Raw genomic sequence first — 18501 nt, forward strand, 5'->3', positions numbered from 1 at the left:
CTCATTGCAGCATCGAGCCGCGCAGGGAATGCGGTTGTGCGGCGTCGATGTGCACGTCAAGAAACTGGCCGATCTGCTGGGGATTGTCGCAGCGGAAGTTGACGATACGATTATTCTCGGTGCGGCCCTGCAATTCTCCAGGGTCCTTCTTCGAATAATCGGTCACCAGGATGCGTTGGATCGTACCCACCATTTGTCGGCTGATCTCGAATCCTTGCTGGTTCAGGCGATGTTGTAGGGCGTTGAGGCGCTCTTTTTTCACCGCTTCCGAGGTTTCGTCCGGCAAATCCGCCGCAGGGGTGCCCGGACGCTGGCTGTAGACGAAGGAGTAGGAGAAGTCGAAACCGACGTCTTCGATCAGCTTCATGGTCTGCTGGAAGTCTTTCTCGGTTTCGCCGGGGAAGCCGACGATAAAGTCCGAGCTGATGCAGATGCCCGGCACGGTGGCGCGCAATTTGCGCAGCTTGGACTTGTATTCCAGTGCCGTGTGGTTGCGTTTCATCGCCGAAAGAATCCGGTCCGAGCCCGACTGCACCGGCAAGTGCAGGTGCTTGACCAGCTGTGGGACCTCGGCGTGGGCCTGGATCAGGCTGTCGGAGAACTCCAGTGGGTGCGAGGTGGTGTAGCGGATCCGCTCGATGCCGTCGACGGCGGCGACCACACGGATCAATTCCGCCAGGTCCGCCAGGCGACCGTCATGGGTGGTGCCGCGATAGCCGTTGACGTTCTGCCCCAGCAGGGTCACTTCGCGCACGCCGTGCTCGGCCAGGTGGATGATCTCGGCGATCACGTCGTCGAACGGCCGGCTGACTTCTTCGCCGCGGGTGTAGGGCACCACACAGAAGGTGCAGTACTTGCTGCAGCCTTCCATGACCGAGACATAAGCGCTCGGGCCGTCGATGCGCGGTTCGGGCAGATGGTCGAACTTTTCGATTTCCGGGAACGACACGTCCACCTGCGGCAATTTGGTGGCGCGGGCGGCATCGATCATTTCCGGCAGGCGGTGCAGGGTCTGCGGGCCGAAGACCACGTCGACATAGGGGGCGCGGTCGCGAATGGCGGCGCCTTCCTGGCTGGCGACGCAGCCGCCGACGGCGATGACCATCTCCGGGTTCGCCAGTTTCAGTTCGCGCCAGCGGCCCAGCTGGGAGTAGACCCGGTCCTGGGCGCGCTCGCGGATCGAGCAGGTGTTGAGCAGGATGACATCCGCGTCTTCGGCGCGGGCGGTGACTTCCAGGGCCTGGTGTTCGCCCAGCAGGTCGACCATGCGCGAGCTGTCGTACTCGTTCATCTGGCAACCGTGGGTTTCGATGTAAAGCTTCTTGGCCATGGATATTCATCAAGTGGTTCAAAGAACCGCGCATTATAGTGGTCATCGCGCTTGCTTCCTAGCGCTGTGCATTCGGCGGCTATGCTATAGTTCGCGCCCTCTTTTTATCCCCCGATGTGTTGCCCGCCCACCATGACCAAACGTGAAGCCCCCATCTACAAGGTGATTTTTCTCAACCAGGGCCAGGTGTTCGAAATGTACGCCAAGCAGATCTATCAGAGCGATCTGTGGGGCTTCCTGGAAGTCGAAGAATTTGTCTTTGGCGAGCGCACGCAACTGGTGGTCGATCCCGGTGAGGAAAAACTCAAGGCTCAGTTCGAGGGTGTGGTGCGCAGTTTCGTGCCGATGCATTCGATCGTGCGGATCGACGAGGTCGAGCGCTTGGGCACGCCGAAGATCAGCGAGGCGCGGGGCCTGAGCAATGTGATGCCATTCCCGATGCCAATGCCTGAGAAATAAAAAAACAAAAAAAGCGCGAAGCTGCCTTCAAGTAGGAGCCGGCTTGCTGGCGATAGCGGTGGTGAATGTTACACAGTCATCGCCAGCAAGCCGGCTCCCACAGAGGGATGTGTATTCAGGGCAACGGCGAGAACGGTGTACGGCCGTCAGCCGTCTGCAATTCCAGCAGGTATTTGCGGAAGATCTGGCCCAGCACCTGGGTCGCCATCTCCAACTGGTCACGGGGCATCTGCGCCGCGACCTCATCCGCCGTGTCCAGTGCGTCTTCCGCACCGTTGACCGCCGCCATCTTCAGCACGATATAGGCCTGGACGTTATTGGCCGGCACACCCTCGCCCTTGTAGAACATGATGCCGAGCTGGTATTGCGCCTGGGCGTGACCTTGCAGGGACGCCTGTTCGAAATGACTCAGGGCCTTGTTGAGGTCGTGTTGCGGGTTTTTGTCGTCGTGATAGAACGCACCCAACTCGTATTGCGCTTGCGCATCGCCGCCCTTTGCCGCTTCTTCGCAGGCGGCCAGGGCCTCGGCGAGGTCCTGTGGCTGGGAGTTGAGGGTGCAACGGCCCATCGCCGGGATCAACAACGAGTTACCGCCTGCATATGCCAGCAGCGGCTGAAGGAGCAACAGGCAGCCCAATGCAAGGGCGCGGCCGGTGCGGTTCATGGGAATCGACGTACCTCTGAAGGGCGGGCGGACCCGGCCAGGGGATGACTATGGCGCGCATTATGAAATAAGCGGGGGCCACCTTACAAAGTCTTTACTCGTTTTTCTGCTGCACGGGCGCTATATGGCTTTGTTTTGCAAGTATCTGGACAAGAGGACGGTAGGAAACAGGGGAAGTTTAGGCGGGAAAACCGACGCCGGCTGAAGCCGACGTCGGGGACATCGGTTACTTCAGTGCGGCAAAAGCCTTTTCAGCGGCATCCAAGGTCAGTTTCAGCTCGGTTTCGCCGTGGGCGATGGAGGTGAAACCGGCCTCGAAGGCACTCGGCGCCAGGTACACGCCGCCGTCGAGCATCAGGTGGAAGAAGCGCTTGAAGCGCTCGGCGTCGCTGGACATCACGTCGTCGAAGGTGACGATGTCGTCCGCGCTGCTGAAGTACAGGCCGAACATGCCGCCGGCCTGGGTGGTCACGAACGGGATACCGGCCGCGTCGGCGCGCTCTTGCAGGCCCTGGAGCAGGCGGCGGGTGTAGTCGCTCAGTTCGGCGTGGAAGCCCGGGCGGCTGATCAGGCGCAGGGTGGTCAGGCCAGCGGCCATGGCCAGCGGGTTACCGGACAAGGTCCCGGCCTGGTAGACCGGGCCCAGCGGGGCGATGCAGGACATGATCTCGCGCTTGCCGCCGAAGCAGCCCACCGGCATGCCGCCGCCGATGATCTTGCCGAAGGTGCTCAGGTCCGGCTTGACGCCATAGTGGGCCTGGGCGCCGCCGAGGGCGACGCGGAAGCCGGTCATCACTTCGTCGAAAATCAGCACCACGCCGTGCTGGTCGCACAGGGTCCGCAGGCCTTCGAGGAAACCTGGTGCCGGCGGCACGCAGTTCATGTTGCCGGCCACTGGCTCGACGATGATGCAGGCGACGTCCTGGCCGACTTCGCCGAGTTTCTTCGCGACCGCATCGATATCGTTGAACGGTAGGGTCAGGGTGTGTTTGGCGAAGTCCGCCGGTACGCCGGCCGAACTCGGTACACCCTGGGTCAGGGCGCCGGAACCGGCCTTGACCAGCAGGCTGTCGGAGTGGCCGTGGTAGCAGCCTTCGAACTTGATGATGTTGTCACGGCCGGTGAAACCACGGGCCAGGCGGATGGCGCTCATGGTCGCTTCGGTGCCGGAGCTGACCATGCGGACCATCTCCATCGACGGCACGATTGAGCAGACCAGGTCGGCCATCTCGGTTTCCATGGCGGTCGGTGCGCCATAGGACAAGCCGTGTTCCAACTGCTTGCGCACCGCGTCGAGCACGTCCGGATGACTGTGGCCGAGGATCATCGGGCCCCAGGAACCGACGTAGTCGACGTAACGCTTGTCGTCTTCGTCGGTGACATAGGCGCCTTCGGCGTGTTTGAAGAACAGCGGCGTGCCGCCGACGCTCTTGAACGCGCGAACCGGCGAGTTGACGCCGCCGGGGATGTGTTTCTGGGCACTGGCAAACAGGGTTTCGGAACGAGACATGGGCAGGCTCTCAGGAGTCATGAAGTAAAGAGGGCGTTGAAGGCGCGGGCGCGGCGGGTCACTTCCTGGGTGCTGTCGGCACCGAACAGGCCATGGATCACGGCCAGCAGGTCGGCACCGTGGGCCACCAGCGGGGCGGCGTTGTCCAGGGTGATGCCGCCGATCACCGCGATCGGCAATTGCAGCAGCGGGCGCGCGCGTTGCAGCAGTGCCACGTCGGCGGCAGGGGCGCCGGGCTTGGTGTTGGAGTTGAAGAAGCGCCCGAAGGCGACATAACTGGCGCCTTCCCGGGCCGCCTGTTCGGCGAGTTCCAGCTGCGCGTGGCAGGTGGCGCCGATAATGGCCCGGCTGCCCAGCAGCGAGCGGGCCGGTGTCAGCGGGCCGTCGGTCTGCCCCAGGTGCACGCCAACCCCCAGCCGTGCCGCCAGTTCGGCGTCGTCGTTGATGATCAGGCGGGTCTTGTAGCGTTCGCAGAGCACCCGCAGGGCTTCGGCTTCGCGCAGGCGACGGGCCTCATCGGTGCTTTTGTCGCGGTACTGCAGCAAGGTCACGCCGCCATCCAATGCCGCCTCGACATAAGACAGGAACTTGCCGGCCAGCAATTGGCTATCGGTGATGGCATAGAGGCCGCGTAGTTTCATTGGGATAGCTTCATCGGATCAGCCTCGGGGGTTGGAAGCGCTGGAGGTTACGAGCAGAAATCCAGGGGCAGGCGTCGGGGTACGAACTGGCCTTTGCCCAGTTGCTCGGCATCGCGCAGGGTCCGCCAGGTGTAGTTCAGCGCGGTCTGCACGGCGCTGACCAGGCCTTCGCCCAGGGCCAGGCGTCCGGCGAGGGTGCTCGCCAGGGTGCAGCCGGAGCCGTGATAACTGCCGGGCAGGCGCTGGCATTTGAAGGTCTGGCGGGTGCCGTCGCGGCTGTACAGGCGGTTGTGGATTTCATCTTCGTCGCCATGTCCGCCGGTGATCAGCAGGTGTTGGCAGAACGGCAGGAGTTTTTCCGCGCATTCGTCGGCGCTGCCTTCGGGCAGTTCGGCGAGGATGCGTGCTTCCGGGAGGTTGGGGGTGGAGATGGTCGCCAGCGGCAGCAGGCGTTCGCGCATGGCATAGCCGACTTCGTCCTTGCCCAGGCGCCCGCCGCCGCCGGCGCGCAGCACCGGGTCGCAGACCAGCGGCAGGTGCGGGTGCGCCAGGAGCAGTTCGACCACGGTGTCGACCATTTCCAGGGAGCCGAGCATGCCCAGCTTGACGGCCGCCACGGTCGAGTCGTTGAGCACGGCATTGGCCTGGGCCAGCACCCACTCACGGTCGAGCACGCGGAAATCGCTGACGTTGACCGTGTCTTGCACGGTCAGCGCGGTTACCGCAGGAGCGGCATGGCAACCCTGGGCGAGCAGGGCTTCGATATCTGCCTGGAGGCCGGCACCGCCACTGGGATCGTGGCCGGACAGACAGAGGACAACGGGACGTGAGCTGTAGGTATTCATGGAGCGCGAGCTTACCACCAAACGCTTTTTTCGGGACCGCCCGCCCGGCGTTGAATTTGCGCCCTGAAGCTTTTTTCAGCGCGGCCGATAACCCTTCGCTATATAGCGCGATTGTGCGTTGTGACGCCCGTTCTAGAGCCTTTGGATAAAATATTTCAATGGTGTGTTTTAGCCATCAGTGGCTATGCTAAAGTGGATCCAAACGAATAACAGGTCATGATGTTTCACGTCGTCTCAAAGGGAAGGGGGGCTCCTGACGCGACTTGATTGACCACGCTGGGGCTGTATGCGCTATTTGCTGCTGATTTTGTTGAGCTGGCTGCCGCTGTTGGCGAGTGCAGTCGAGTTTGATGAGACCACTCAGAGCCTGCCTCTGGGCCGAGTCATGCAGGTATTCGAAGACGCGAGCGGCCAAGCCGATATCGCGCAGGTTGCCTCGCCCGCCATGGCGGCCCAGTTCCATCAGCACAATAAGGCCTCGCTCAATGCCGGCTATTCGCTGTCGGCGTTCTGGCTCAAGGTCGACCTGACCTACACGCCGAAGAATCCCAACACCCCGCGCATCTGGTTGCTGGAGTTGGCCTATCCGCCGATGAAGCACATCGAGCTCTATCTACCGGGCGCCGATGGTGGCTACCACCTGGCCCAGCGCACCGGTAATGACCTGCCGTTCGCCAGCCGCCCGATCAAGCAGAACAACTATCTGTTCGAACTGCCGTTCACCCCCAATCAAAGCCAGACCGTCTATCTGCGGCTGCAAACCGAAGGCTCGATGCAGGCGCCGCTGACCCTCTGGTCGATGCAGGCCTACCTCGAAGAGCAACCGGTGCGGTTGTATGTATTAGGGCTGATTTATGGCGTGCTGCTGGGGATGCTGGTCTACAACCTGTTCATCTACCTCAGCGTGCGCGACACCAGCTACCTCTATTACATCTTCTATATCGCTTCGTTCGGCTTCTACCAACTGTCGGTCAATGGCGCCGCGACGCAGTATTTCTGGCCGGACAGCCCTTGGTGGGCCAACGCCTCGACGCCTTTCTTCATAGGCCTGGCGGGTTTCTTCGGTTGCCAGTTCACCCGCAGCTTCCTGCACACCAGGGCCTACGGTCGCTGGCTGGACCGGCTGTTGTTGCTGTTGATGGCCTACAGCGTGGTGGTCACGGGGCTGTCGCTGATGACCAGCTATGCCTTGGCCCTGCGCCTGGCAACCCTCCTGGCCCTGGCGTTCACCGTGACCATTTTTGTCGCCGGGATCAGCGCCTGGTATCGCGGATTGCGGGTGGCGCGTTACTTCATCATCGCCTGGTCGGCGTTCCTGCTCGGCGGTCTGGTCAACACCCTGATGGTGTTGGGTTACCTGCCGAACGTGTTCCTGACCATGTATGCCAGCCAGCTCGGCTCGGCCCTGGAGGTCGGCCTGTTGTCCCTGGCCCTGGCCGACCGGATCAACACCATGCGCGCGCAGCAGGCGCAGACCTTGCTCGAGTCCGGGCAGAAGCTGGAAGGGCTGAACCGCGAGCTGGCCAACAGCAATCGGCTCAAGGACGAGTTCCTCGCCACCGTCACCCATGAACTGCGCACGCCGATGAACGGTGTCATCGGCTCCCTGGAGCTGATGCAGACCCTGGAGCTGGATGGGGAGCTGGCGCAATACCAGCAGACGGCGGCAGGTTCCGCCCGGGACATGATGCGCATGGTCAATGGCATCCTGACCCTGACCGAATTGCAGGCAGGCCGGCTCAAGGTGACGACGCAGTCATTCGGCCTGCGGCGCTTGCTCGATGGCTTGCAGGAACAGTTCGCCGGTCGCGTGCAGGGCAAGGGCCTGCATTTCGCCATTGAAGTGGACGACAACGTGCCGGACAGTCTCCACGGCGACGCGCAGAAGATCCTGCAGTGCCTGGAGTGCCTGGTGGACAACGCCATCAAGTTCACCCGCGAAGGTGGGCTGGTGCTGCGGGTCCACGGCCAGCAGGTGGCGGAACAGCAATGGGCCCTGTCGTTTGCGGTGATCGACAGCGGCATCGGTTTTATCGACCTGGATGAAGCCACGCTCTATCAGCGTTTCTTCCAGCTCGATGGCTCGATGACTCGCGAATATGGCGGCCTGGGGATTGGCTTGGCGATTTGTCGGCAATTGATCGATTTGCTGGGTGGTCACCTCACCCATCAATCGGAGCCGGGCATGGGCAGTCGCTTCCAGCTTGACGTCGAAGTCGATGCGTTGATCCCGAGGGCGTTGCGGTCTTCGGCGTCGTCGGTGGCGCGTTATCCCTACGACTGCACCCTGCTGCTGGTGGATGACAACAACGTCAGCCAATTGGTGGTGCGCGGCATGTTGCTCAAATTGGGCTATCGGGTCTTCACCGCAGTCGATGCCCGAGCCGCCCTTGATGTGCTGCACGGGCAGGCGGTGGATGCGCTGTTGCTCGATTGCTCACCACAACCGGCGGACGAAGTGTTGCTCTGCCGTCAGTTGCGGGCCATGCCCGGCGGCGCCGACCTGCTGATCCTGGCCCTGGTCAGCTCGACCGAGGCCAGCGAACGCGAGCGCTGCCTGGCGGCCGGGGTCACGGACACCTTGTCGAAACCGGTGCGTTTCGAGGAGCTGAAGAGCCTGTTGGCCCGCCGTCTATTGGCCGCCACAGAGGGTGAAAGCGCCGGTACTTAGGCGCTTATGTCACTTTTTTCGCGGCGATACGCGTGATTCACTGGGCTCCTTGGCACTTTGCAAAGGAGCCCGACAGCATGAATCTCCATCAGTACGCTGAAACCCACGAGGTCACCAACCAGCCACCGTCGCTGGACGGGACCAATCTCTATCGCATCGACCTGCCGCTGCAAGAGTGGGCGCGGCGGTTTGGCGCCGGCTGGGCGGAATCGCGGATCGAGGCCTATGGCGCCCTGGCCGGCGGGCCGCTGATGGAGGCGGGGTTTCTCGCCAACCAGAACAAGCCGGTGTTTGTCAGCCATGATCGTTATGGTCATCGCCAGGACCTGGTGGAATTCCATCCGGCCTATCACGAGTTGATGCGCACCGCCGTCGAACACGGCTTGCCGTCGTTGCCCTGGACCGATCCGCAAGAGGGCGCCCATGTTGCCCGCGCCGCCATGACCTACCTGCACAGCCAGGCCGAGGCCGGTACCGGCTGTCCACTGACGATGACCTTCGCCTGCGTGCCGGCCTTGCGCCTGCAACCGGAGATCGCCGGGCAATGGCTGCCGAGCATTCTCAGTACTCAATACGACCCGCGTAATCTCGGCATTGCCCACAAGACCGGGGCGACTATCGGCATGGCCATGACCGAGAAGCAGGGCGGCACCGACGTGCGTGCCAACACCACCCGGGCTTATCCCGTCGGTGCTGGCGGCCCGGGGCAGCCTTACGAGTTGGTGGGGCACAAATGGTTCTGTTCGGCGCCCATGTGCGACGCCTTCCTGACCCTGGCCCAGACCGACAAGGGCCTGACCTGCTTCCTGCTGCCGCGGCACCGCCCGGATGACAGCCGTAACCAGTTCTATATCCAGCGCTTGAAAAACAAGCTGGGCAACTGCTCGAACGCTTCGAGCGAAGTGGAGTTCCGTGGCGCTTTGGCCTGGATGATTGGCGAGGAAGGGCGCGGTGTGCCGACCATTATCGAAATGGTGGCGATGACCCGTTTCGACTGCATGGTCGGCTCCAGTGCCTTGATGCGCCAGGCGCTGACCCAGGCCAGTCATCATTGTGCCCATCGGTTGGTTGGTGGTCGCGTGCTCGCCGAGCAGCCGCTGATGCAGAACGTGCTCGCCGACCTGGCGCTGGAGAGCGAGGCGGCGCTGGCCTTGAGCTTGCGTATGGGGCGTGCGCTGGATCGTCTGGGGGACGACCATGAAGCGAAATTTGCCCGTTTGGTGACGGCGGTGGGCAAATACTGGATCTGCAAACGTGCGCCGGCGATGATCAACGAAGCGGCCGAGTGCATGGGGGGGGCCGGGTATGTGGAGGACAGCATTCTTCCACGTCTTTATCGCGAAGCGCCGGTCAACTCGACCTGGGAAGGATCAGGGAACGTGCAATGCCTGGATGTGCTGCGTTCGCTGTCCAAGGAGCCCGGCGTGCTGGAAGTGCTGTTCAGCGAGTTGGGCGATGGTCATGGGGACAAGCGCCTGGCCCGGCATATCGAACACTTGAAGTTGGCGTTTACCGACACCCACGATATCCAGTACCGCGCCCGACAACTGACCGAAGACATTGCCCTGGCGTTGCAGGCCAAGTTGCTGCTGGAGGCGGGCAATGCCGAGGTCAGCGATGGTTTTATCGCCAGTCGGCTGGAGGCCGGAGGTCGGGTCTACGGCACCTTGCCCCGTGGGGTGAATGTCGAGGCCATCGTGGCCCGTTCGACGCCGCAGGGGGGCTGAGGGCAAACACGGATATTGTGGCGAGCGGGCTTGCCCGCGCTCGGCTGCGAAGCAGTCGCAAAACCGATCACCCTGTTCTACCTGACACACCGCAATCACTGGTTTTAGGGTTGCTTCGCAACCCAGCGCGGGCAAGCCCGCTCACCACAAGGGTAAGTGCTGAACGGAAAGCCACTGTTCCCGTCTGACGATGTTGCAGGCAAGATGAAGGTCTGCAACATCAGAAGACAGGATGCTCTCCGTGACCGAAGCTTTTATTGTCGTGCAATCCCCCGAACAAGCCGTGGACCGTCTGGCCGAACTCCACGAGCGTGCCACCAGTGCTCTGAGCCAGGCGCTCAAGCGTTACCTCAAGGACCGCGTCGAACCCGATGCCGCCCAGCGCGCCCTGTTCCGCTACCCCGAATTACGCCTGACCTACACCTACCAGGGTGAAGTTCCCGCCACTACCCGGGCCTACGCCAAGGTCCAGTTGCCGGGCACCTACAGCGTTACCGTCACGCACCCGGCGGCGTTCCGCAAATATTTGCTGGAGCAACTGGTACCGCTGATGCGCGACTTCACCGTGACGGTGGAAGTGGGCGTCAGCGAACAGAACATTCCTTACCCGTACGTGGTCGAGCAGGGCGATGAACTGGCCGGCTCCGGCGTCACCGCCTCGGCCCTGGCGCGGGTTTTCCCGAGCACTGATCTGTCGGCCGCCACCGATGACATCGCCGATGGCCTGCACGACTGGGAAAACACTTCGCCCTTGCCCCTGGCCCTGTTCGATGCCGCCCGGGTGGATTTCTCCCTGCGGCGCCTGGTGCATTACACCGGCAGCGACTGGCGCCATGTGCAGCCATGGATCCTGCTGACCAACTACCACCGCTATGTCGATCAGTTCATCCTGCATGGCTTGCAGCAGCTACGTGACGACCCACGTTTCGTGCGTATGGTCTTGCCGGGCAACGTGATCATCGACAAGAGCATGGAATACGGCGAGGCCCAGGCCGTGGCCGCCGGCGTGGTCTGGCACCGCTACCAGATGCCGGCGTATCACCTGCAAGCTTCCGACGGCCATGGTGTGACCCTGGTGAATATCGGCGTCGGCCCGTCCAACGCGAAGAACATTACCGACCACCTGGCGGTGCTGCGTCCGCATTGCTGGCTGATGATCGGCCACTGTGGCGGCCTGCGCCAGTCCCAGACCATCGGCGACTATGTACTGGCCCACGCGTATATGCGGCGCGACGGGATTCTCGACCGGGTGGTGCCGCCGAACATCCCGATTCCGGCCCTGGCCGAAGTGCAGATGGCTTTGCAGCAGGCGGCGGCCAACGTCACCGGCGAACGTGGCGACGACCTGAAGAAACGTCTGCGCACCGGCACCGTATTGACTTACGACGACCGTAACTGGGAACTGCGTTGGGCCCAGGAACGGCCGTTGATCAACCTGTCCCGCGCCGTGGCCGTGGACATGGAAAGCGGCACCATCGCCGCCCAGGGTTATCGTCTGCGGGTGCCGTACGGCACCTTGCTCTGTGTCTCGGACAAGCCGCTGCACAGTGAAATCAAACTGCCGGGCTCGGCGAACGCCTTCTATGAGCGGGCTGTCAGCCAGCACTTGAAGATCGGCATTGCGGCGGTGGACCTGCTGCGCACCGAGTTGCATTCGCTGCATTCGCGCAAGCTGCGCAGTTTTGACGAGCCGCCGTTCCGTTAAGCCCGGCCAACCCCGTCATCCGAGGTGGTGGCGTACGCAGGCTTTGCGTTCGCCACTGGCCTTGTGGGAGCTGGCTTGCCGGCGATGGGGCCCTGAAGTCTTGCAGCGCTCCAGCAGACGCCATCGCCAGCAAGCCGGCGCCTACAGGATGTGTGCTGGAAATAATGGGCGACACACCCTAGCATGGCGGCTCCTGATCCTCAGATGTCCTCTTTGCCATGTCTCGTCCACCCCGTCCCGTTGTGCGTCATTCGGCCGCGAAAACCCCTGTCGCGCCGCGTCGGGTTGCCAAGGCCGCGCCGGTCGAACCCAAACTGATCCTGTTCAACAAACCCTTCGATGTGCTGACGCAGTTCAGCGATGGAGAAGGGCGCGCGACGCTCAAGGATTTTATCGACGTAGCGGGTGTCTACCCCGCCGGTCGGCTGGACCGCGACAGCGAGGGGCTGCTGTTGCTGACCAACGACGGCCAGCTCCAGGCGCGTATTGCCGACCCCAAGCACAAGCTGGCGAAAACCTATTGGGTGCAGGTCGAGGGCACGCCGAGCGCCGAGCAGATCGAGCAATTGCAAAAGGGCGTGGAGTTGAACGACGGCATGACCTTGCCCGCCCAGGCGCGGCAGATCGACGAACCGGCGCTCTGGCCGCGCAACCCGCCGGTGCGGTTTCGCCAAAGCATTCCCACTTCCTGGCTGGAACTGATTATTCGCGAGGGGCGTAACCGTCAGGTTCGGCGCATGACGGCGGCAGTGGGCTTGCCGACCTTGCGCCTGGTGCGGGTGCGCATCGGTGATTGGACCCTGGATGGACTGGATCAAGGTCAGTGGCGAGAAGTGCCGGCGCGTTTGTAGCGTGTGTGGGCTTTAAAGCGACCCGGACTCGATCAACCCGATCACTACGCTCTTGATCACAAAGGCGACGATACCCAGGCCCAGCACGAAGAACAGGATAAAGGTGCCGAAGCGCCCGGCCTTGGATTTCTTCGCCAGGTCCCAGACGATAAAGCCCATGAAAATGACCAGGATGCTGACCAGGCCGGTCATCATCCACTCTTCGAAAACGGCAGGATCCATCAGACCTCTCCAGCGCGAGTAGGGCGCGAAACCGTTCGATTATACGCCATGGGCGGCAGCGCATCTGATCTCGGGCAATAAAGCGATCTCTTCAACTGCGCAAATGGGTCAACGGCAACTCGGTGCTGTTGAGCACCTGGTTCAGCACAAAGCTGGAGCGCACGCTGGTCACCCCTTCGATGCGCGTCAGGTGCCCCAGCAGCAGTTTCTGGTAGTGATCCATGTCCGGCACCACCACCTTCAACTGATAGTCGGCGTCCATCCCCGTCACCAGGCTGCACTCCAGCACCTGGGGCAGGGTGCGGATCGCCGCCTCGAAGTTTTCGAAACGCTCCGGGGTGTGCCGGTCCATGCCGATCAGCACATAGGCGGTCAGGCTCAGGCCGAGCATCTTGCGGTCGAGCAACGCCACCTGACGGGAAATATAACCGTCGTCTTCCAATTGCTTGACCCGCCGCGAACAGGGCGAGGGTGACAGGCCGATACGCTCGGCCAACTCCTGGTTGGAGATGCGGGCGTCGCGTTGCAATTCCGCCAGAATGCTAAGGTCATATCGGTCAAGTTTGCTCATCGCTCAGGCCTTTCTAATAACTATTGCGGTAAATTATCTATCTTAAGTTAAAAATTGCGCAAGACATGTTTATTTGAGCAATGTTCGCAATCCTGTGTCGTCGCCCCGGGCCTATGCTTATCACCAGAATCACTGCCCGGACAAGTGTCCAGTCTCGCAATGTGTTTTCACCGTCGAGACAGACACCCCAGTCCACTGCGGCTCGCCGAATCCGGCCAGCCGCGGCCGACAATCCCACAGGGTTGCGCCGGCCACCGGGCTACACGCTGTCCAGAAGACGGTGTGAGGTGAGCCGACGTCAAAAGCGTCGAGCACGGACGAAGTTCTCAAGGGGAGGCCGACGGGTCTCCCTTTTTTAATGGGCGAAAAATAAGTTGCTCGACTGGTAAAGTGTCACCGAACCGGAATCCGCTTTTCCAGTCTTATGGATAAGCCCTGAAACGCAGTGAGGAATGGCATGAAATCGCGCATCTGGCGTCTGGCAGGTGTTGGCTTGCTCTGTATGAGTGTTGGTGCGCAAGCACTGGCTGAAAACCAGGGTGATGATAATCAGAAACATGAGGGTGAACATCGCCCTGAAGGCCGTCCGGCAGGCAATGAGGGCCGTCCGCAAAACAACCAACAGCATCCTCAGGCCCCGGCCCCACGGCCAGCCGCCCCGGAAGTGCGTCCCCAGGCGCCGCAACCGCGCCCGGCGGCGCCTGCGCCTCAGGCTCGTCCGGAAAACAATCAGCAGCATTTCGAGCGGCACGAGCAGGCCCCTGGCGGGCAATGGCAAGGCCGTCCACCGCAGAACGAACCGGCTCCGGCACCTCGTCCGGCTCCGCAGAACAATCTGCCGATCCAGCCCCACCCCGATAGCGTGCGCCAGACCCAGGAACCGTTGCGTGGCAACTATTCCGATATTCCCCGGCGCAATGGCAACGCCCCTAATTGGCAGGGTGGCAACAATAACAATCGTCCTGGTGGCAACTTCGAGCACCACGACGACCGTCGCTGGCCGGGACGTCCCGACGGCCATGGCAATGGTTGGGGCCCGGGCCCGCAATATCGTCCGGGTTATGTGATCGATCGTTTTCCGGAGCGCAACTGGCGGGTGCCTTACCGCGGCCAGGACTATTTCTTCTCCGGTGGCTACTGGTATCGCCCGCAGGGCGCACGCTACATCGTCGTCGCGCCGCCACGGGGGATTCGCACCACCTACCTGCCTGACTATGCGCGGGAAGTCTGGATCGGCAGCTCGCTGTTTTTCCTCGCGGCGGGTGCCTATTACCTCTACCAGGAAGATACCCAGGACTACGTGGTGGTCGATCCACCGGCCGCCGCGCCGCAGGTGGCACCGGCGCCGCAAGGCAATGGTTACGATGTGGTGGCCTATCCGGCCAACGGCCAGAGCCCGCAGCAGGTCCAGCAGGATGGCGAGGATTGCTATCGCTGGGCGGTGCAACAAAGTGGCTTCGACCCGGCCAACGTGACCTACGCGCCGGCACCGGCGGTGGTCCAGGCCTACCGCCAGGCCCAGGGCAACTGCCTGAGCAGTCGCGGTTACCAGGTCAACTACTGATCCGTCAGTGGCGTGGCTTGACCACCTCTCGCGGGTCGGCGTGCACCAGCACCTCGGCCTGCGGGTAAGCGGCATGGATGGCATCGGCGGCCTGGTCACTCAGGCCGTGGGCCACCGATAGCGTCAACTCTCCCGGCAACTCCAGGTGCAACTGCACAAACCAGCGGTTGCCGGAGATTCGCGTGCGCAGGTCATGGGCACCCAGCACCCCGGGTACGCCGCAAGCCAACTCCAGCATATGCTGGCTGATGTCCGGCGACAGTTCCTCATCCATCAGCACGGCGAAGCTTTCCCGGCCGATCTGGATCGCACTCCACAGGATATAGACCGAGATCCCCAGGCCGAACCAGGCGTCCACCTGCGGCCAGCCGAAACCTGCGAGCACCAGCGCCACCAGGATACTGGCGTTGAGCAGCATGTCCGAGCGGTAGTGCAGGGAATCGGCGCGCACGGCGGTGGAGCCGGTTTCGCGGACCACCTTGTGCTGCAACAGCAGCAAGGCGGCGGTCAGGATCAGCGAAAACACGATCACCCCGATGCCGATCCACGGTGCGCCGACCGGTTCCGGGTTTTTCAGGCGCTCGAAGGCCTGGACCGCGATCAGCACCGCACTCACCGCAATGAACAGCGCCTGGGCCATGCCCGAGAGGGATTCGGCCTTGCCGTGGCCGTAGCGGTGATCGTTATCGGCCGGGCGCAGGGCGTAGTGCACCGCCAGCAGATTGAGAAACGAGGTGACGCCGTCGAGCAGCGAGTCGGTCAGCCCGGCGAGCATGCTCACCGAGCCGCTCAGCCACCAGGCGCCGGCCTTGGTCAGGATCAGGAGGCTTGCCACCCCGACCGAAGCCCGGGTAGCCAGGCGTAAAAGACGGGCGTGTTCCGGGCTGCTGGTCATGGGGGCGGCGATCCTCTTTCAGTGGGCGTGGGCTCAGGCCGCAGGGCGCAGGTTGTACATCGCCAACTGTTGCAGGTTGCCTTTTTGCTGGATCAGGCGCGGGTCGTTCAGTGGCAGGGTCTGGTGCAGTTCGGTCCTGAGAATCGCCTGCAACTTGAGGTTGTCGACGTGGCCATCAGCGGTAATCGCTTCCTGGAGTTTTTCCGGGGCGATCTGCGCGGTCTTGCCGTGGGGCAGGTAGATAGCGCCGGTGGCGAAGTCGACGCCGAACGCGATCAAGCCGGGGATGACGAAGAACAGGATGCCGACGGCATCGAGGCCGGCGATCAGCGGGTCGATCCGACCTTCGATCTGGCCACGGCGATCCGGGTAGAAAATCGAGCCGCAGGCGCTCAGTTGGGTCAGCAGGGTAGCCGCTAGAACAGTGCCGATAACACGGGAAGCAATACGCATGGATATCTCCTGAAGGAAACGTGAAGCCGCTGGGGCCGCGTCTGGATCAGTTGTTAAGACCGCAATCAAGGCCAGGCAGTTCGCCGTTATACCCGGCTCTCTGTCCGGGAGCCACCCTGAATGCGTTGCCGATTGATGAAGCCTTGTGCGCTTTGTCCCCCTCGTCGGGCCAGGCGCGGGTCGAAGCCTTCGACAAGACCTTTCCAGGCGGCCGATGAATGTCGCAAATCTTCAATCATTCGTGCAAAGCCTCCAACTGTTTCGCGGCATCTGGCCGCTAGGATGGGCGCGTCCCACCTGATCTGCGCAAGGCGCCCTGGCGCTGCTCGTCCCAGAAAGGCGGCGCTGCGTTCGCTCCCAGCCCGGCAGTCGAGGAACCGCTTATGTTCAAACCCGTATTGGCGCTGATGAATCGGGCGCGTTACCTACAGAAGTTTTGTCTGATTTTTCTGGTTTTCATGTTGCCGTTTGGTTGGCTGGCTTTTGACAAGCTGGCGACGTTGACGGTCGAGTTGCAGGGCGCGCAACGCGAGTTGTTGGGGTTGCAGGCCTTCGAGGCGGCATTGCCCGCTTACAAGGCAGCCTTGGACCTGGCGGCTTTGCATGTCCTGAGCCACGCCCGCAACAAGCCTGACAGTGTTACCGCCATAGAGGTCGGGCGACGAACGTTGGAGCAGACCGGGCAGACTTTTGGCGACTGGCTGGGCAATAGCCCTTTTGCCGCACGCCGTTTTATGGCCAAGGATCCGTCGACCACCTTGGGGGTGCCACAGGCCAACCAGGTACTCAGCGCCCTTTATCTGGATGAAACCCGTGCCGCCCTGGCGCAGTTGGCGACGTTGAAGGAAATCGGCGCTGACTCCCGCTTGACCATGGACGGCAATCCACAGTTGTACCGTGCGACCGACCTGCTGATCAGCGAGATCCTGCCGCTTTACGCGACGTTGGCGCAGACCCGTGGTTATGCGGCTTACGTCAGTGGTTATGGTTTTCTGGAGTCCACTTCCCGGGCGACGGTGGTGAGTCAGCCTGCGTTGCTGGAGCCCTATATCGAGGCCCGCAGCGGTGTGGACAATCCGACCGCGCGTGGGCTGATGGCCGATGCCGCGCAGGAGGCCCGGGCGCTGTACATAAGCAGCATCGTCGAACCCTATTCCCAGAGTGGTGCCTATGACGAGGCTTCCATCGAGCACTGGCAGGAGCGTTTCAACCGCTACCAACCCAGCGTCGAAAAACTCGATACCGCTTTCAAGGCCGTAGTCGGCGACAGTGCAGCGCTGTTGCGTGAGCGAGTGTCGAGCAGCCAGGAGCGCCTGGTCAGTTGGGCGCTGCTGCTAAGCGCCATCGTGCTGGTGATCATCTACCTGTTTTGCGGCTTCTTCCTGTCGGTCCGCGAAGCGCTTCGCGGCATTCGCGAGGCCATGCGCCGGCTGGCCGCCGGTGACCTTGGCCATGTGCTGCGGGTGCAGGCCCGGGATGAAGTGGGCGATCTGGCCGAGGACTTCAACCGGATGCGCGCCGGCATCGCCGAACTGATCGTGCAGGTCAGCGGGTTCTCCTCCACGACCCAGGGCAAGGCTGAAGACCTGAGCCAAAGCGCCACCGCCAGTCAGCGCAGCGCTGACCGACAAGGTGCGGAGCTGGCGCTGATCGGCACCTCGATGAGCGAGTTGGTGAGCAGCGTGCAAGAAGTCAGTCGCGCCTCCCAGACCACGGCGCAGAGTGCCAGTCGGGTCGGCGACACCTGTCGCGAAGGCAGTCGTCAGGCCGGTTCCGCGGCTGCCGGCATCCAGCAACTGTTCCGCGAAATGGACCATTCGATGTTGGCCATCCAGGCGGTGGATGAGCAGAGTCGGGCGATCGCCCTGGCGGTCGGGCAGATCCGCAGCGTCTCCGAGCAAACCAACCTGCTGGCGCTCAATGCGGCCATCGAAGCGGCTCGTGCCGGCGATCAGGGGCGTGGCTTTGCGGTGGTCGCCGATGAGGTCCGCCATCTGGCGATACGCTCCCAGGCGCTGACCGGGGATATTCAGCAGACCATCGAGAGCCTGCAACAACAGGTCGGCAACGCGGTGCGAACCATCCAGAGCAGTCATGCCAGCGCGTCGACCCGGGTCGCTGAAGTGACCCTCACGGCGGATATTTTCCAGGCGATCACCCAGGCGATGGGGGAAATTATCGATCACAACCTGCAGATCGCCTCGGCTGCCGAACAGCAGGCGCAAGTGGTCGAAGGTGTGGAGCGCAACACCCTGGAAATTCGCGCGTTGAGTGAAAGCAACGCTGGTGAGGCGCGCACGACCGTGCAAGTCAGCGACGAAGTGGCGGGCATGACCCGGGAGTTGCATCGGCTGATCGCCCACTTCAAGGTCTGAGCCGCGAGCCCTTTAGCT

Annotated in this window: 16 protein-coding genes and 1 pseudogene; 8 read left to right on the top strand and 9 right to left on the bottom strand. The window is 62.5% G+C overall.

The genetic code is table 11. The features are described from left to right. Position 1: 1 nt before the first annotated feature. The gene (gene miaB, locus HX866_RS17215) at positions 2-1330 is read right to left on the bottom strand and encodes a tRNA (N6-isopentenyl adenosine(37)-C2)-methylthiotransferase MiaB (RefSeq protein ID WP_177140145.1); all 1329 of its coding nucleotides are present in this window, start codon (positions 1328-1330) and stop codon (positions 2-4) included. 132 nt (positions 1331-1462) lie between these two features. Here miaB and HX866_RS17220 point away from each other — a divergent pair, with 132 nt between their 5' ends. Next, on the top strand, positions 1463-1789 hold the full coding sequence (locus HX866_RS17220; protein WP_177103365.1) for a DUF1820 family protein: 327 nt from the start codon (positions 1463-1465) through the stop codon (positions 1787-1789). Positions 1790-1904: 115 nt separating this feature from the next. Here the strand turns inward: HX866_RS17220 and HX866_RS17225 are convergent, their stop codons facing one another. From HX866_RS17225 to HX866_RS17240, 4 genes are all read right to left on the bottom strand, one after another. Then, positions 1905-2453 (bottom strand): tetratricopeptide repeat protein, encoded by a 549-nt coding sequence (locus HX866_RS17225; protein WP_177095890.1) that lies wholly within the window; start codon positions 2451-2453, stop codon positions 1905-1907. Between the two features lie 226 nt (positions 2454-2679). Beyond that, a complete protein-coding gene (gene hemL / locus HX866_RS17230) occupies positions 2680-3963 on the bottom strand; it encodes a glutamate-1-semialdehyde 2,1-aminomutase (protein ID WP_177140146.1) in 1284 nt (427 codons plus the stop codon). Between the two features lie 17 nt (positions 3964-3980). Continuing rightward, complete coding sequence (gene thiE, locus HX866_RS17235; protein WP_177095894.1) at positions 3981-4604, bottom strand: thiamine phosphate synthase; 624 nt, start codon at positions 4602-4604, stop codon at positions 3981-3983. Between the two features lie 47 nt (positions 4605-4651). Then, entirely contained in the window at positions 4652-5449 is a 798-nt protein-coding gene (locus HX866_RS17240; protein ID WP_177140147.1) for a hydroxymethylpyrimidine/phosphomethylpyrimidine kinase, read from the bottom strand. A 286-nt stretch (positions 5450-5735) separates the two neighbouring features. Between HX866_RS17240 and HX866_RS17245 the strand changes: the two genes are divergently transcribed. From HX866_RS17245 to HX866_RS17260, 4 genes are all read left to right on the top strand, one after another. Next, positions 5736-8120 (top strand): hybrid sensor histidine kinase/response regulator, encoded by a 2385-nt coding sequence (locus HX866_RS17245; protein ID WP_177125439.1) that lies wholly within the window; start codon positions 5736-5738, stop codon positions 8118-8120. A 77-nt stretch (positions 8121-8197) separates the two neighbouring features. Then, positions 8198-9847 carry an acyl-CoA dehydrogenase family protein gene (locus HX866_RS17250; protein ID WP_177103373.1) on the top strand — a complete coding sequence of 550 codons (1650 nt, stop codon included), beginning with the start codon at positions 8198-8200 and terminating at the stop codon, positions 9845-9847. A gap of 232 nt (positions 9848-10079) precedes the next feature. Then, positions 10080-11552 (top strand): AMP nucleosidase, encoded by a 1473-nt coding sequence (gene amn, locus HX866_RS17255; RefSeq protein WP_177095900.1) that lies wholly within the window; start codon positions 10080-10082, stop codon positions 11550-11552. A 218-nt stretch (positions 11553-11770) separates the two neighbouring features. Continuing rightward, entirely contained in the window at positions 11771-12403 is a 633-nt protein-coding gene (locus HX866_RS17260) for a pseudouridine synthase (protein WP_256344944.1), read from the top strand. A 12-nt stretch (positions 12404-12415) separates the two neighbouring features. Here HX866_RS17260 and HX866_RS17265 read toward each other — a convergent pair whose 3' ends face one another. Both HX866_RS17265 and HX866_RS17270 read right to left on the bottom strand, forming a co-directional pair. After that, a complete protein-coding gene (locus HX866_RS17265; RefSeq protein WP_100941503.1) occupies positions 12416-12625 on the bottom strand; it encodes a DUF2788 domain-containing protein in 210 nt (69 codons plus the stop codon). A gap of 91 nt (positions 12626-12716) precedes the next feature. Continuing rightward, positions 12717-13196 (bottom strand): Lrp/AsnC family transcriptional regulator, encoded by a 480-nt coding sequence (locus HX866_RS17270; protein ID WP_007937367.1) that lies wholly within the window; start codon positions 13194-13196, stop codon positions 12717-12719. Between the two features lie 457 nt (positions 13197-13653). Between HX866_RS17270 and HX866_RS17275 the strand changes: the two genes are divergently transcribed. Further along, positions 13654-14760 (top strand): DUF6515 family protein, encoded by a 1107-nt coding sequence (locus HX866_RS17275; RefSeq protein ID WP_177140148.1) that lies wholly within the window; start codon positions 13654-13656, stop codon positions 14758-14760. A 4-nt stretch (positions 14761-14764) separates the two neighbouring features. On the opposite strand, the gene HX866_RS17280 is transcribed toward HX866_RS17275, so the two are convergent. Beyond that, entirely contained in the window at positions 14765-15655 is an 891-nt protein-coding gene (locus HX866_RS17280) for a cation diffusion facilitator family transporter (RefSeq protein ID WP_177125441.1), read from the bottom strand. A 33-nt stretch (positions 15656-15688) separates the two neighbouring features. After that, positions 15689-16108 (bottom strand): polyribonucleotide nucleotidyltransferase, encoded by a 420-nt coding sequence (locus HX866_RS17285; protein ID WP_177140149.1) that lies wholly within the window; start codon positions 16106-16108, stop codon positions 15689-15691. Between the two features lie 1094 nt (positions 16109-17202). On the opposite strand from HX866_RS17285, the pseudogene HX866_RS34815 reads away from it, so the two are divergent. Together HX866_RS34815 and HX866_RS34820 are read left to right on the top strand one after the other, a co-directional pair. Further along, a pseudogene (locus HX866_RS34815) lies at positions 17203-17622 on the top strand (HAMP domain-containing protein); the annotation flags it as partial. A 147-nt stretch (positions 17623-17769) separates the two neighbouring features. After that, entirely contained in the window at positions 17770-18483 is a 714-nt protein-coding gene (locus tag HX866_RS34820) for a methyl-accepting chemotaxis protein (protein WP_371319267.1), read from the top strand. Positions 18484-18501 lie beyond the last annotated feature (18 nt).

Origin of the sequence: Pseudomonas gingeri, assembly GCF_013386165.1 — a bacterium.
GTDB lineage: Bacteria > Pseudomonadota > Gammaproteobacteria > Pseudomonadales > Pseudomonadaceae > Aquipseudomonas > Aquipseudomonas gingeri_C.